14 protein-coding genes are annotated in these 15,058 nt (G+C 64.5%); 9 read left to right on the forward strand and 5 right to left on the reverse strand.

The window, feature by feature from the left end:
• Positions 1-98 precede the first annotated feature (98 nt).
• From AC1DIX_RS21495 to AC1DIX_RS21505, 3 genes are read left to right on the forward strand one after another with little or no spacing between them, the layout of a single operon-like run.
• The gene (locus tag AC1DIX_RS21495; protein ID WP_477327249.1) at positions 99-2,246 is read left to right on the forward strand and encodes a PAS domain S-box protein; all 2,148 of its coding nucleotides are present in this window, start codon (positions 99-101) and stop codon (positions 2,244-2,246) included.
• On the forward strand, positions 2,171-3,358 hold the full coding sequence (locus AC1DIX_RS21500; protein ID WP_477327251.1) for a putative bifunctional diguanylate cyclase/phosphodiesterase: 1,188 nt from the start codon (positions 2,171-2,173) through the stop codon (positions 3,356-3,358). Before AC1DIX_RS21495 ends, AC1DIX_RS21500 begins: the two co-directional genes overlap by 76 nt.
• Before the next feature lie 4 nt (positions 3,359-3,362).
• A complete protein-coding gene (locus AC1DIX_RS21505) occupies positions 3,363-4,433 on the forward strand; it encodes an AI-2E family transporter (RefSeq protein WP_477327253.1) in 1,071 nt (356 codons plus the stop codon).
• Positions 4,434-4,644: 211 nt separating this feature from the next.
• On the opposite strand, the gene AC1DIX_RS21510 is transcribed toward AC1DIX_RS21505, so the two are convergent.
• On the reverse strand, positions 4,645-5,970 hold the full coding sequence (locus AC1DIX_RS21510; protein ID WP_477327255.1) for an MFS transporter: 1,326 nt from the start codon (positions 5,968-5,970) through the stop codon (positions 4,645-4,647).
• A gap of 119 nt (positions 5,971-6,089) precedes the next feature.
• Complete coding sequence (locus tag AC1DIX_RS21515) at positions 6,090-6,857, reverse strand: class II aldolase/adducin family protein (RefSeq protein ID WP_477327257.1); 768 nt, start codon at positions 6,855-6,857, stop codon at positions 6,090-6,092.
• 131 nt (positions 6,858-6,988) lie between these two features.
• Between AC1DIX_RS21515 and AC1DIX_RS21520 the strand changes: the two genes are divergently transcribed.
• Entirely contained in the window at positions 6,989-7,897 is a 909-nt protein-coding gene (locus tag AC1DIX_RS21520; RefSeq protein ID WP_477327259.1) for a LysR family transcriptional regulator, read from the forward strand.
• 183 nt (positions 7,898-8,080) lie between these two features.
• On the forward strand, positions 8,081-8,461 hold the full coding sequence (locus AC1DIX_RS21525) for an MmcQ/YjbR family DNA-binding protein (protein WP_477327261.1): 381 nt from the start codon (positions 8,081-8,083) through the stop codon (positions 8,459-8,461).
• A 39-nt stretch (positions 8,462-8,500) separates the two neighbouring features.
• Here AC1DIX_RS21525 and AC1DIX_RS21530 read toward each other — a convergent pair whose 3' ends face one another.
• A complete protein-coding gene (locus AC1DIX_RS21530; RefSeq protein ID WP_477327263.1) occupies positions 8,501-8,788 on the reverse strand; it encodes a hypothetical protein in 288 nt (95 codons plus the stop codon).
• Entirely contained in the window at positions 8,781-9,176 is a 396-nt protein-coding gene (locus AC1DIX_RS21535; protein WP_477327265.1) for a hypothetical protein, read from the reverse strand. Before AC1DIX_RS21535 ends, AC1DIX_RS21530 begins: the two co-directional genes overlap by 8 nt.
• Positions 9,177-9,359: 183 nt before the next feature.
• Here AC1DIX_RS21535 and AC1DIX_RS21540 point away from each other — a divergent pair, with 183 nt between their 5' ends.
• The 4 genes from AC1DIX_RS21540 (at position 9,360) to AC1DIX_RS21555 (ending at position 14,563) form a co-directional block, all read left to right on the forward strand.
• Positions 9,360-11,753: a TonB-dependent receptor plug domain-containing protein gene (locus tag AC1DIX_RS21540; protein ID WP_477327267.1), complete on the forward strand. Its 2,394-nt coding sequence runs from the start codon at positions 9,360-9,362 to the stop codon at positions 11,751-11,753.
• A gap of 117 nt (positions 11,754-11,870) precedes the next feature.
• The gene (locus tag AC1DIX_RS21545; protein ID WP_442123468.1) at positions 11,871-12,137 is read left to right on the forward strand and encodes a hypothetical protein; all 267 of its coding nucleotides are present in this window, start codon (positions 11,871-11,873) and stop codon (positions 12,135-12,137) included.
• Positions 12,138-12,263: 126 nt separating this feature from the next.
• A complete protein-coding gene (locus AC1DIX_RS21550; protein ID WP_477327269.1) occupies positions 12,264-13,688 on the forward strand; it encodes an FAD-binding oxidoreductase in 1,425 nt (474 codons plus the stop codon).
• Complete coding sequence (locus AC1DIX_RS21555) at positions 13,685-14,563, forward strand: class I SAM-dependent methyltransferase (protein WP_477327271.1); 879 nt, start codon at positions 13,685-13,687, stop codon at positions 14,561-14,563. Before AC1DIX_RS21550 ends, AC1DIX_RS21555 begins: the two co-directional genes overlap by 4 nt.
• On the opposite strand, the gene AC1DIX_RS21560 is transcribed toward AC1DIX_RS21555, so the two are convergent.
• Positions 14,564-15,037 carry a GNAT family N-acetyltransferase gene (locus tag AC1DIX_RS21560; RefSeq protein ID WP_477327273.1) on the reverse strand — a complete coding sequence of 158 codons (474 nt, stop codon included), beginning with the start codon at positions 15,035-15,037 and terminating at the stop codon, positions 14,564-14,566.
• Positions 15,038-15,058: the final 21 nt, after the last annotated feature.

Consider the following 15,058-nt stretch of genomic DNA (forward strand, 5'->3'; position numbering starts at 1 on the left):
TCACGCGCCTCTGGAGCAGGCACCGGGCTTCATGATATCTTCACACCACCTGGCTAGCCCATCCACCGGAGCTGGCCGGCCTCTCCAGGAGCGTGTCCATGCTGGTCGTGCGCGTCGTCGTGCTTGCCGTGCTTTGTCTTCCAGGCCTCGTTTGCGCGGTGCCGCTACGTGTCGTTCTGGACGAAAACTATCCTCCCTTCGTCCACCGCAATCCCGACGGCTCGCTGGAAGGCTACACGGTCGACCTGTGGCGCCTGTGGGAGCGCAAGACCGGCAGGAAGGCCGAGCTGGTGGCCGTCAACTGGGCCCAGGCCCAGCCGACGCTGGCGGCCGGCCGCGCCGACGTCATCGACACCATCTTCCGCACCGACGAGCGCACCGCCACCCTCGATTTTTCGGCGGCCTATACGACGGTCGCCACCGCCGTCTACGCCGACGCCTCGATCGGCGGCATCCACGACATCGCCAGCCTCAAGGGTTTCGAGATCGGGGTGCAGTCCGGCGACGCCTGCGCCGAAGAGCTGCTGCGCCAGGGCGTCACCGGCGTGCGGATCTACCCGACCTACCAGGCCCTGGTCGACGCCGCCGCCCGCCAGTCGATCAAGCTGCTGTGCATGGACGAATACTCGGCCGACTACCGCCTCTACCAGCTCGGCCTGCAGCGCCAGTACGTAAGGGCCTTCGAGGTCACGCGCAACGGCCTGCGGCGCGCCGTCAGGAAGGGCGACGACGCCACCCTCGCCATGGTCGAAGACGGCATGGCGAAGATCACGCCGGCCGAACTCGACGCACTGCACGACAAATGGATGGGCCGGCCCTTGCCCTTCATGCGCGTCGCCGAGAGGCTGCTGGTGGCCCTGCTGGCGCTGGGCGCGCTGGTGCTGATGCTGGCCTTCTGGCTGCGCTCGGTGCGCAAGGCGGTGCGGGTCCGCACCGCCGAACTCGAACGCGAGAAGGCGCTGCTGCGCACCCTGGTCGAGAGCAGTCCCGACGTGATCTGGCTGAAGAACCAGGCCGGCGTCTACCTGGCATGCAATGCGCGTTTCGAGGAACTGGTGGGCAAGCCGCGCCAGGAAGTCATCGGCAAGCGCGACGAGGACCTGTTCCCGCCGGCCTCGGCCGAATACATGCGCAGCACCGACCTCGCCTCCCTCGATTACGGCAAGCCGCTCGCCCACGACACGCACGTGACCTCGGCGGAGGATGCGAAAGAACATACCTACGAAACGATCAAGACGCCGATCGCCGAAGCCGACGGCAAGGTGCTGGGCGTGCTGGGCTTTGCGCGCGACGTGACCATGCGCATCGAACACGAGCGCACCATCCGCCGGCAGGAACGCCTGCTCACGGAGATGAGTTCCCTGGCCCGGATCGGCGCCTGGGAGCTCGAAGCGGCGACCGGCCACCTGGAATGGACCGACGAGGTGATCCGCGTCTACGAACTGCCCGCCGGGCGGCCGGTGACGCTGGAGGCCTGCCTGGCCTGCTGCCTCGTGGACGACCGGATCCAGGCCGAACGCGCGCTCGCCGAGGCCGAGTCCGAGGGCAAGCCTTTCGACCTGGAGCTGCGGATCGTCACCCCCGCCGGCACCCGCAAATGGATACGCGTGCTGTGCAGTCCGATCATGGCGGACGGCCGCACGATCCTGAGCGGCACCGTGCAGGACGTGACCCACCAGCGCGACCTCGAAGAATCGATGCGGATGGCGAACCTGATCTACCAGACCAGTTCGGAAGCGGTGCTGGTCACCGACGACGCCAACCGCATCGTCGAGGCCAACCCGGCCTTCACGCAGCAGACCGGCTACACGCTGGACGAGGTGGCCGGCCGCGAACCCCAGCTGTTCGATTCAAGCATGCACGACCAGGGCTTCTATACCTGCCTGCGCGAGACCCTGGCCGCCAGGGACCACTGGCAGGGCGAGATCCAGGACCGCAACAAGGACGGCAGCGTCACGCCGAAGTTCGTCAACATCCGCGTGATCCGCCATCCGGACGGCCGCATCTACCGCCATGTGATCCAGTTCCGGGACATCGGCGAGCAGAAGCAGAAGGATGAAGTCATCTGGCGCCAGACCAACTTCGATCCGCTGACCGGCCTGCCGAACCGCCGCCTGTTCCTCGACCGCCTGGAGCAGGACATGCGCAAGGCCCAGGGCGCCGGCTGGGCGTGCTGCTGCTCGACATCGACCGCTTCAAGGACATCAACGACGCCTACGGCTATGCCAGGGGCGACGAGGCCCTGATCGAGCTGACCCGGCGCATGGTGCGCCGCGTCCCGGCCGACGCCGGCATCGCGCGCCTGGGCGGCGGCATGTTCGCCATCGCGCTCGGCCAGGGCGACCAGCAGCTGCACCTCGAGACCGTCGCCGGCGCCCTGATCGACGCGGTGGCGGCGCCGCTCGGCCTCGGCAGCGACGAACTGGCCTACCTGTCGGCCAGCATCGGCATCAGCGTCTATCCCGACGACGCCGGCGACGCCTCCACCCTGCTGGCGAATGCCGAGCATGCGATGTACCTGGCCAAGCGCGCCGGGCGCGGCCACTTCCAGTATTTCACCGCCTCCCTGCAGCAGCAGGCCTCCTTCAAGCTCAGGCTGACCAACGAGCTGCGCATGGCGCTGGCGCGGCGCCAGCTGCACGTGCACTACCAGCCCATCGTCGAGACCACCACCGGGCGCGTGCGCAAGGCCGAGGCCCTGCTGCGCTGGGAGCATCCGGAGTTCGGCGCGGTCAGCCCGGCCACCTTCATCCCGCTGGCCGAGGAGACCGGCCTGATTGGCGAGATCGGCGACTGGGTGCTGGGCGAAGCCATCGCCGACATCGAGCGCTGGCGCCGGAAATACGATTGCACGATCGAGCTGAGCGTGAACATCTCGCCGCTGCAGTTCGAGCGCCAGGGTCCGCTGCCATGRCTGGAGCGCATCCTGCGGTCCGAGCTGCCGTCCTGTATTACCGTGGAGATCACCGAAGGGGTGCTGGTGAGCGACACCGGCCAGGTCTCGCGCTGCCTGGGCGCCCTGCACGAGGCCGGCGCCAGGGTCTCGATCGACGATTTCGGCACCGGCTTTTCCTCGCTCGCCTACCTGAAGCATTTCGACGTCGACTACCTGAAGATCGACAAATCCTTCATCGACCAGCTGGCCGACGACGACGGCGACAAGGCGCTGACGGAGGCCATCGTCGGCCTCGCCCACCGCCTCGGCATCGAAGTGATCGCCGAGGGCGTCGAGACCGGCGTCCAGCGCGACCTGCTGGCCGCCTTCGGCTGCGACTACATCCAGGGCTGGTTCCATGCGAAAGCCCTGCCGCGCGAGGCCTTCGAAGACTACCTGGAACGGCATATGGCGTTATCATAAGAGTATGAACCCACCTGCCAGCCAATACACCCTCCAGCAAAAAGTCTTCCTTTCCCTCCTGGCCGTCGTCACCATCGGCTTCGTCTGGATCCTGACGCCCTATTCGGGCGCGGTGTTCTGGGGCGTGGTGCTGGCGATCCTGTTCATTCCCCTGTACCGCCGCCTGTTGCGCGCCACCGGCCAGAAAGCCAACCTGGCCGCCCTGCTCACGCTGGGTTCGATCGTGGTGATGGTGATCATCCCGGTGGCCCTGATCAGCGCCTCGCTGGTCCAGCAGGCGGTCGGGCTGTACAACATGATCAGTACCGGCCACATCGACTTCGGCACCTACTTCCGCCAGATCATCGGCGTGCTGCCCGACTGGTTGACCGGCCTGCTGGAACGCTTCGACCTCACCAACCTGGCCACCATCCAGGAAAAGCTGTCGAGCGTCGCCGCCCAGGCCAGCCAGGTCGCGGCCAAGTACACGCTCAACTTCGCCAGCAATACCCTCGACTTCCTGGTCAGCCTGACCATCATGCTCTACCTGCTGTTCTTCCTGCTGCGCGACGGCCATTCGCTGGCGGGCCGCATCAGGACCGCGGTGCCGCTGAGCCGCAAGTACAAGCAGCGCCTGTTCACCCATTTCACCACCGTGATCCGCGCCACCGTCAAGGGCAATGTGCTGGTCGCGATGGCGCAGGGCGCGCTGGGCGGCCTGATCTTCTGGATCCTGCACGTGCAGGCGCCATTGCTGTGGGCCGTGGTGATGGCCTTCCTGTCGCTGCTGCCGGCGGTCGGCGCCGCCATCGTGTGGGCGCCGGTGGCCGTGTACTTCCTGGTGACCGGCGCGATCTGGCAGGGCGTGGTGCTGATCCTCTTCTGCGTGTTCGTGATCGGCCTGGTCGACAATTTCCTGCGCCCCATCCTGGTCGGCAAGGACACCAAGATGCCGGATTACGTGGTGCTGCTGTCCACGGTGGGCGGCATGGCCCTGTTCGGCCTGAACGGTTTCGTGATCGGACCGGTGATCGCGGCGCTGTTCATCGCCGCCTGGGACCTGTTCTCGACTGCGGAAGAATTTCATCAGGAATAAGGGCGCGTGGCTACCCTCTTGCTTATTCTTGGAGCCATCCGCCCATACACCGAACCTTCCGAAGGCTCCGCTATCGGTGGGAGCGGACATCATGGCTACAACCAGATAACATTCCCGCCATCACGACATCACATTTAGCGACACGACATTCTCGCGCCGAGGCACTAAAGCTTCGTGCGCGAGACAGTCTCGATGATTAATATGAGGATGATTAGCTGACGACCTTGCTCTTACCTTGTGGTACAGCGACGGGAACATTAATTTTCGGACCCCGGCCCCGAACAAAAATGAGGGTTGCGATCGCTGCGGTAACCGAGATTCCAGCAAGTGCGTACAGTCCACCAGTAAAACTTCCCGATGCCTCCTTGATCCAACCGACAGCGTAGGGGCCGACGAATCCCCCGAGGTTGCCCACCGAATTGATAAAGGCAATTCCGCCTGCCATTGCTGTGCCGCTCAGGTAGGCAGCTGGCAGCGGCCAGAATGGCCCTTTCAGCCCCAGGATACCGACCGCAGCGAGCGCCAGCGACAAGATCGACCAGATCGAGCCGCCAAACGCGGCGGCAAGATAGAGGCCGGTCGCAGCCATTAGCATGGTGGCGACGAGGAACAGGCGACGCTCCTTCGTTCGGTCCGACCAGTAGCCGATGACCAGCATGCCAATGCAGCCGACGATATACGGCAGCGAGGTCAGGAAGCCGACCTGCRGGTTCGAGTAGCCATGCTGCTTGATCATTTGCGGCAGGAAGGACGACAGCCCGACGTTGGCCGCCGTGCCGCAGAAGTACACGAAGCTCAAAGCCAAGATAGCAGGATTTGTGAACACCGTGCGCAGCGACGAGGATTGCTGGGTCGTTCCCGCCATTTCGCGGTCAGCGGCCAGCTGCTCTTCAAGCCAGCCTTTCTCCTTGCTGGACAGCCAACTTGCTGCTTCCGGTCGCTCGGTCAGGTAACGCAAAACGGTCCATGTAGCGAGCACAGCCGGCACCCCTTCGATGATGAACAACCACTGCCATCCCTTCAGACCATAGAGGCCATCCATCTGCAGGATCCAGGTCGACAGCGGCGCACCGAGTGCGATCGACAGCGGGATCGACAACATGAAGGCGGCGATGATGCGTGCGCGGTAGCGCGCCGGGAACCAATAAGTCAGATACAGCACAACGCCTGGAAAGAAGCCGGCTTCAGCAGCGCCAAGCAGGAAGCGCATGACAATAAAGCTGGTTRGCCCCTGGACGAAAGCCATGCCGGCCGACAGGAGGCCCCAAGTGAACAGGATACGCGCGATCCAACGGCGTGCTCCGACACGGGCCAGCATCAGGTTACTGGGCACTTCAAACATGCAGTAGCCAAGAAAAAAGATGCCAGCGCCCCAGCCGAAGACATAAGCGCTCAGGCCCAAGTCCTTGTTCATGGTCAGTGCGGCGAAGCCGACATTGATCCGGTCGATGTAAGACAGCACATATAAAGCCATGAGCAAGGGCACAAGGCGCCAGAAGATCTTGCCCATCACCTGCTTTTCATTGATGGTTTCCATCGTTGTCTCCTAATGTTGCATGTCAGCTTCTTTCGACTGCAGTCGCTCGACCGAAGAGTTACCGGTCAAGTAGGCGGGGCCGTCCGTCTGACTTATGAATTGTTGGGAATGAAGAGAAATCAGTCGCGGTATGAAGTGTCGCGACGATCGAGAAGTCGGATCATGGCTGGCCACTCCATGATTCCGTAGGGCCGGCGTACTTGAGGCTCAAACTGATGAGCGGTCTTGGCGATAACGTGCTGTTGCGGCAGGTGCAGGGCCGTATTGCAGGCCAATGCGTCGAGCTGGGTCTTGCAGGCGTTCTCCAACCAGTACATCGTGTTGAAAGCTTCGGCCACACTCGGACCGCAAGTCAGCAGTCCGTGATTACGCAGGATCATGACGTCCGAGTCGCCGAGGTCGGCGACCAGGCGTTCGCGCTCATCGACATCTACCGCAACGCCTTCGTATTCGTGATAAGCGATCTTGCCGAAGCGCATATTGGTCTGGGCGATCGGCAATAGTCCGCACTCCAGTGCAGATACGGCCATTCCGGCGCGCGTGTGCGTGTGGATGACGCAATCCACTTCATGGCGGGCGCCGTGGATGGCACTGTGGATCACGTAGCCCGCCGGGTTGATGCCATAGGTCGGGTTCGGATTGAACAGGACGTCGCCCGCAAGGTTAATTTTGACGAGGGAGGATGCGGTAATTTCCTCGTATAGCAGGCCATAGGGGTTGATCAGGAATTCGCCATCTGCATCTGGGACCTTGCAAGTGATGTGGTTGTAGATGAGGTCGGACATGCCGAAATGGGCGATCAACCTATATGCAGCGGCAAGGGTGATCCGCGCCTCCCATTCGGCTTCGGATACCAGGTTGCGGACGCTTTGTACTGGATGGTTCATGATGCTCCCTTATCGAGATAAACAGACATGAGCTGATTGTCGATTAAAATTTTTAAGGGATACAGAGCCGATTCTTACCTTTGAACGATAAGAAAATTATCTTCTGGTGCCCGTCGTGCTAGACTTTCGACATGGACACCCGCTTTTTGCAGAGTTTCGTCGCTGTCGTGGAATGCGGATCGATAGCGGAAGCAGCACGTCGGCTCGACCTTACGCCGGCCGCTGTTGCAGCGCGGATCCGCACCTTGGAAGAGGACTTGGGGGTGGAACTGGTCACAAGATCCGGCCGAGCCGTGAAGCCGACGGAGGCCGGCTTGCAGATCCTGGACCAATCGCGCGGTGTAGTGCGCAATGTGGCCGATCTCCGCGCGGCAGCGATTGATCAGGTCGGACTAGGACAGCTGCGCATTGGCAGCTTCTTTTCCGCCGCCATTTCGATCGTTTCGCCGGCCCTCGAAAAACTGTACGCCGACCACCCAGAGCTGTCGGTTTTTGTCGATGTAGGGCACTCCGCAGAATTGGCGACCAAGGTGATGGCTGGAGAGCTGGATGCTGCCATCGTGGTTGAACACCAGTTCGCCATTCCCAAGGCATGCGCATGGCATGCCCTCGCCGAGGAACCCCTCGTCCTTATTGCCCCCGGCACGTTCAAGAGCGATGAAGACGCGCACGCCTTGCTGCGTTCGGAACCTTTCATCAAGTACGACAGGCGTATCTGGGGCGGACGCCTTGCGGATCGCTATCTCCGGGAACGCGACATTCAGCCGCGGGTGAGACTCGAAATCGATGGCCTGATGACCATTGCAAGCTTCGTCAGCCGCGGTCTCGGGATATCACTGGTTCCTGACTGGGCGCCAATGTGGGGGCCGAACTTGTCGATGACCCGGATTACCCTACCAGGAACGGCACCCACCCGGGGAATCGGGCTGCTGAGAACGGTACGCGGCCCACGCGACAAGCTGGTCGATGAACTGTTTCAGTACGCATTGGCTGTCTGTCGACCAGATTCAACCATTAACTCCACGGATGGATCTGGATAGGCTTTTTGGTATATCAGGTACCGCGATAGGCCTTTGTTTTCCTACAGGAAGCCATTACTACTGCGGAGCTTCGATGTTATTCCCGGAACTTTGTATGCTACGCCCGAATCTGGCCCGGCTGGCGGGCCGCTCTTGCACTGTAATATCATTGGCGTTTGCTTGACACGACAGGGAGTGCGGGAGATGGATTTCGAAGCCGCCAAGGTGCTGTGCCGCAGTTTCGCGGGCTGTACGGAGGACATCAAATGGGGCGCTGACCTCGTATTTTCGGTCGGCGAAAAAATGTTCGCGGTGACAGGCAGCGCGACGCCCGCCGAGGGCATCAGCTTCAAGGTCGAGGACGATCGCTTCCTGGAACTCACTGATCGTCCCGGGATCATTCCGGCGCCCTACCTGGCGCGCGCCAGGTGGGTGCATGTCAACAGGGAGGCGGACTTGTCGGACCAGGAAGCGGCGGCGTTGTTGCGCCGATCGTACGAGCTGGTATTCGCCAGGCTGACCAAAAAGCTGCAGCGCGAAATTGCCGCCGGCGTGGCGCATGACCAGGGCGAACAGATGGTGTGATCGCTCCGGTCGACAGCAGGCGTTGAACGAGGTCTTCGATCACCTGTTGGCGATGCCTTGCGAGGTTGCGCCGGATGCCGCCTCCTGCAAACGGTGCGCATCCTTCGCCTCCAGCGTCATCCCGTAGATCCGTTTCAAATCCTGGATGCGGGACAGGCTCTCCTCGCCAAACGCGCTCTTCCCCTCGAAGGCATGCAGGACGATGCCCTCCACCAGGTCGCCGAGGCTCATGTCGTGGTATTCGGCCAGCCCCTTCAACACCTTCAGCATCCRCTTCTCGATGCGCAGGCCGGTCTGGACCCGCTCCACCGTCACTTTCTCAGCCATGCCTGCCTCCAGCGTTGACGAGGTCCGGCATGGCGAAGGTCTTGCGCGCGGCGCCGGAGGCCAGCAGCGCCGCCGAATAATAGCTGTCCAGCAGCCCGCGCCGGCACAGCTCCGGGTGGGCGGCGATGAAGCCCTCCCAGTCGTCCGCACCGGACGACCGTTCCGCCACCAAGGCCATGAAGGCCACCGTCACGGTCTCGTGGTAGAGGTCCGGCTTGCCCAGCTTGCCGGCCAGCGCCTGCAGGCCGTCGCGCATCGCGATACAGGCTTCGAGGAAGGGACGTGAACGCAGCAGCAGGAAGGCGGCGCGCAGGTGGGCGCGGTGGTCGAATCCCGCCGGCGCGAGACGCCCGGCGGCGAACGCGGCAATGAATTCCTGATCGGTCATGGCTGCCTCCAAAAATTCTAACCATGTTACCAATGCACCAAAATAACGTCAATATGAGGCTGCCCTACAATATGAGTTCAACTTATAAGCATCATTGTTGTAGTTATGAGACGTTTAACTTATTGCCTCAGGTTGCCAACTGGTAAATTCATGGAAATGCAATATTTTCCAAGGAGCCAGCACTTGAAACCCAACGCGATTCGTCAATCCCTTCTGCTCGCCTTTTACGGCAGCGCCGCCCTCGCCGCCCTGCCGTCCGCCGCACTGGCCCAGAGCACGGCGCCGGCCGCTGCCGACGCCACCAATATCCAGAGCGTGAACATCGTCGGCTCGCGCCGCGTCGGCAACACCTCGGCCACCGATACCACGGTCCCGGTCGACTACATCCCGCTGACCAAGAGTGCCGAGCAAGGTGGCCAGTTCGACCTGGCCCAGACCCTGGCGAATATCTCGCCCTCGTTCAACTCGACCCGCCAGACCGGTGCCGACGGCGCCGACCTGGTCGACTCGGCGGCCCTGCGCGGCCTCGGCTCGGACCAGACCCTGGTGCTGGTGAACGGCAAGCGCCGCCACACCACCGCCCTGGTCAACCTGTTCGGCGCGCGCAACCGCGGCAATACCGGCACCGACATGAACGCGCTGCCGCTGCTGGCGATCAAGGACGTGCAGGTGCTGCGCGACGGCGCCGCCGCGCAGTACGGATCCGACGCCATCGCCGGCGTGATCAACGTCGAACTCAAGAAGAACCTGGGTTGCGAATCGATCGCCGGCTTCGGCGAATACTCCAAGCACGACGGCAAGAACTGGCTGGCCTCGGCCTACTGCGGCATCGCGGTCGCCGATGGCGTGCTCGGCATCACCGGCGAATACTATGACCGCGGCCGCTCCAACCGCGCCGAACCGGACAACCCGCGCACCATCGGCGACACCAAGGTCAAGAACCAGACCGTCTACGTGAACGGCGAATTCCCGATGGGACCGGGCAAGCTCTACCTGACGGCCGGCGCCCAGACCCGCGACGCCTCCTCGGCCGCCTGGGCGCGCGGCGGCATCGGTTCCGACGACATCCCCTCGCGTAACTCGGCCGCCATGTACCCGAACGGCTTCGTCCCCTACATCAACGGCGATATCGACGACCGCTACGGCATCCTCGGCTACCGCACCCGCATCGGCGAATGGGCCGGCGACTTCTCGCAGACCTATGGCTACAACCGCATGCGCTACAACATCGCGCACACGCTGAACGCCTCGATCGCGAATCTCGACCTCAGCAAGGGCGGCAAGGGCATCAGCCCCTCGCAGTTCGACGCCGGCGGCTTCTCCTTCCGCCAGCTGACCACCAACGCCGACTTCAGCCGCTTCTATCCTGAAGTCCTGGGTGGCCTGAACGCTGCCTTCGGCTTCGAATACCGCGCCGAGAACTACCAGATCTTCGCCGGCGAGCCGGGCTCCTACGTCGACGCCGACGGCGTGGGCGTGGGCGGCAATGCCGGCAGCCAGGGCTTCCCGGGCTTCCAGCCCGGCGACGCCACCAACCGCGACCGCCACAGCAGCGCCGCCTACCTCGACTTCGAGGCCGACCTGAACGCCCGCACCAAGCTGCAGGCCGCCGTCCGCCACGAGCGCTATTCGGACTTCGGCTCGACCACCACCGGCAAGCTGGCCGGCTCCTTCAAGGCCACCAACGATGTCCTGCTGCGCGCCTCGGCCAGCACCGGCTTCCGCGCGCCGTCGCTGCAGCAGGTCTACTTCTCGTCGACCTTCACCGACTTCATCAGCGGCGTGCCGATGGACGTGGTGCTGGCGCCGAACGGCGGCAAGGTCGCCAACGCGGCCGGCATCCCGCAGCTGAAGGAAGAGAAATCGAAGAGCTACACCCTGGGCCTGACCTGGACCCCGAGCAAATCGGTCTCGGTGACGGCCGACCTGTACCACATCGACATCGACGGCCGCATCGTGCTGTCGGGCCGCTTCGACGCCGACAACTACCCGGCGCTGGGCACGACCCTCCAGGCGCTGGGCGTGGGCCAGGCGCAGTTCTTCGTGAACTCGATCGACACCCGCACCCAGGGCCTGGACCTGACCGCCTCGCACCGCATGGACATCGGCGGCGGCAAGCTGGCCACCTACCTGGCGATGAACTTCAGCCGCACCGAAGTCACCGGCGTGCACGCACCGAGCGCGCTGGCCGGCTTCGAAGACGTGCTGCTGTCCGAGCGCGAGCGCCTGTTCATCGAACAGGGCGGCCCGCGCCGCAAGGCCACGCTGGACTTCGACTACACCAAGGGCAAGCTGGAAACCGACTTCCGCATCGTCCACTATGGTCCGCAGACCCTGGRCACCTTCTCGGGCCCGCCGGTGCCGAACCAGCACTACGAAGCCAAGACCTCGGCCGACCTGTCCTTCACCTGGTCGTTCACGGACAAGACCAAGCTGACCGTCGGCGGCACGAATATCTTCAACGTGCATCCGACCGTGCAGAATCCGGACGAGACCGACAACGGCTTCAAGTACGAGAGCGTGCAGTTCGGCCTGAACGGCGCGGCTTACTTTGCGCGCGTGGCGCACAAGTTCTAAATCTATCCGTCGCCCCCGCGCAGGCGGGGGCCCAAGCTCAAAAGGCCGCGCCATTCCGGCGCGGCTGCCTTTCGCGAGTAGAATCCGTTTTCAATTCACGAACTACAAAGGCAAGCGATGAAAAAGACAGACCTGGCAAAGAGCGATGCAAAGAAATTGATGAACCAGATGGCTGCCAAGGGCGCTACTTTCGGCGCAGCCGCATCCGGACCTGCGCCCGACCGCCGCGAACAGCGCGAGCGTGAGCGCGCCCTGGGACTGGTACCATTTGCCGTCAAGCTGAACAGCGGCCTGGTACAGCAGTTGCAGACGCTGAGCAAGGAACGCGGGGTCGAGTTGAACCAACTGGTGGCGGAGCTGCTGCAAAAAGGCCTGTCCGCCTGACACTCCCGGCACCCCGGCGCATCGCGCGATACCCAAGGTGGCGGCACGCAGCCCCCAAGGGAAAGCGCTGACGCCGGTGCGCAAGCCTGCCAATATTGGCTGCATTTCCAACTCCGGAAGCGCGCCATGCCCCCACGTTACAGCCCCTCGCTCGTCAACGATATCCATTCCGCCCTGAACCCGACACGGGTCGCGGGCATCCACCAGCCGGACAGCATTGCCGGCATCCGCGCCATCGTTGCGGATGCGGCGCGGCGCGGCTTGCCGGTGGCGGTCTGTGGCGGGCGGCATGCGATGGGCGGCCAGCAGTTCGCCGCCGATGGCGTCCTGCTCGACATGCGGCACATGCGCCGCGTGCTGGCCTTCGACGCCGACGCCGGCCTGATCGAGGCCGAAGCCGGCATCGAGTGGCCGGAACTGATCGATTATCTCGACAGCGCATCGAAGCCCGACGGCCCACGCTGGGGCATTCGCCAGAAGCAGACCGGCGCCGACCGGCTGTCGCTGGGCGGCTGCCTGTCCGCGAACATACACGGACGCGGCCTGCGCATGCGCCCCTTCATCGGCGACGTGGAGGCGTTCACGCTGGTCGATGCGAACGGCAGCGTGCAGCACTGCAGCCGTACCGCCAACCCCGAACTGTTCTCGCTGGCGATCGGCGGCTACGGCCTGTTCGGCATCATCGCCAGCGTGACGCTGCGCCTCGCGCCGCGCCGGAAGATGCGGCGCGACGTCAGGCTGCTCCAGCTGGACGAACTGATGCCGGCCTTTGCGGAACGCATCGCCGCCGGCTATGTCTTCGGCGACTTCCAGTTCGCCATCGATCCGGACAGCCGCGACTTCATGCAGCGCGGCGTGTTTTCCTGTTACCTGCCGGTCGACGACGACACGCCGTCCGGCGCCGCGACGAAGGAGCTGTCCGAACGGGACTGGCGCGCGCTGCTGCGGCTGGCGCACACCGACAAGAGCGCGGCCTTCGAGCACTACGCACGCCATTACCTTGCGACGGACGGCCGTCGCGACTGGAGCGACCGGCTGCAGCAGAGTACCTATCTGGACGGCTACCATGCCGGGATCGACCATGCGCTCGGCCATTGCGGCTCGGAGGTGATCGGCGAGATCTACGTGCCGCGCGAACGCCTGGCGGACTTCATGCGCACCGCGGCGGCCGATTTCAGGCACCATGGCGTCGATCTGATTTACGGGACCGTCCGCCTGATCGAGCGCGACACGGAAAGCTTCCTGCCATGGGCGCGCCGGGACTACGCCTGCGTCATCTTCAACCTGCACACGCCGCACACCGCGGACGGCATCGAGGCGACGCACCAGGCCTTCCGCCGCCTGATCGACATGGCGATCGCGCGCGATGGCAGCTTCTACCTGACTTACGCGAGAGCCGCGAGCGCGGCCCAGGTCAGCGCCTGCCATCCGCGCTTCGCGCAGTTCCTGGAAGCGAAACGCCGCTTCGACCCGCAATTGCGCTTCCAGAGCAACTGGTATCGTCATTATGCGGCGCTGTTCGGCAGCCTGCCGGCGGAGCTGGCGGCATGAAGCCGGGCCGCCCCAGCAGGACCGCGGTGGTCGTCGCCGGCGGACTGCAACTGGCCGGCGCGCGCCCGGGGCTGCCCGCCGCCGCGCTGCCGCCCGCTGCGCTGCGCCACGGCGAACGCATGCTGCGCGGCGCCTGTCCGCGCCTGGCCGGCCTGCTGCGCCAGGCATGGTTCCGCGGCCTGTGCGGCTTGCTCGAAGCCGCCACCCTGCCCGGCATCTGCCTGCATTTCGCGCTGCGCAAGCAACTGCTGCGCCGGCACGCGCAGGACCTTCTGGCCGCCGGCTGCACGCAAGTGATCGTGCTCGGCGCAGGCTTCGACACCCTGTGCATGGAATTGAAGGCGATCCGGCCGGACCTGTGCTGTATCGAGATCGACCAGGCCGCCACGCAATCGGCAAAGCGGGCCGCGGCCGGCAGCGGCATCGGCTACATCGCGGCCGACCTGGCGCGGGAAGAGCTGGGTGCGCTGCTGGCAAGCCATCCGGGATTTCGCGCGGATGCCTCTACCCTGTTCGTCGCGGAAGGACTGCTGATGTACATGCCGTTCGAGGCGGTGCGCGGGCTGTTCGCGCAGATGGCGGCGGCCGCGCCGCGCAGCCGGGTGGCCTTCACCTGGCTCGATCCCTTGCCGGACGGGCGTCCTGGATTCCGCCGCCGCAGCCGCCTGGTCGACGCCTGGCTGCGATGGCGGGGCGAGCCCTTCCTGTCGAGCCAGGCGCGCGGCGGCCTGGCGGACTTCCTGGCCGATGCCGGCTTCGTGCTGGAAAAGCTGAACGACAGCGGCGACCTGCTGGACGGCGCGGAGATGGCCGCGCGCCCCATCGAAGGCGAGTACATCGCACTGGCCTCGGCGGCCCCGCCGGCAGGCGGGTAGTTAGGCCGCCACGCTCTCCACCCGCCGCATCCCCAGCGCCTCGTACAGCGCGATCGCGGCGTGGTTGTCCGCCTCGACCTTCAGGGCCACCGCATGCGCGCCGCGCTTGCGGAAGGCCTGGCAGGCGTGGCCCATCAGGGCCGAGCCTAGGCCCAGGCGGCGGTGGGCCGGCAGCACGACGAGATCCTTGATGAAGCCGGAGCTCCAGGCGATGCATGCGGCGGCCAGGGTGCCGACCGGCGTCTCGACCAGCAGCACCAGGCGGGCGTCGAATTCCGGGTCGGTCGACAGCACGCGCCACCATTCCTCGCGCGGCGCCGGGGCGCTGCCATTGCTTGCGTAAGCCTCCTGCAGCAGCGCGTGCAGGGTCGGCACGTCGGCGGCGGACCGGAAGCTGCGCATCGTATACGGGTAGACGGAGACCGGCTCCTCGAGGGATGGGCCGAGTTCGCGGCGGTAATGATGGATTTGCATGGCGCTCACACAGGTGGGATA

The organism is Massilia sp. 05N420 (assembly GCF_056397205.1).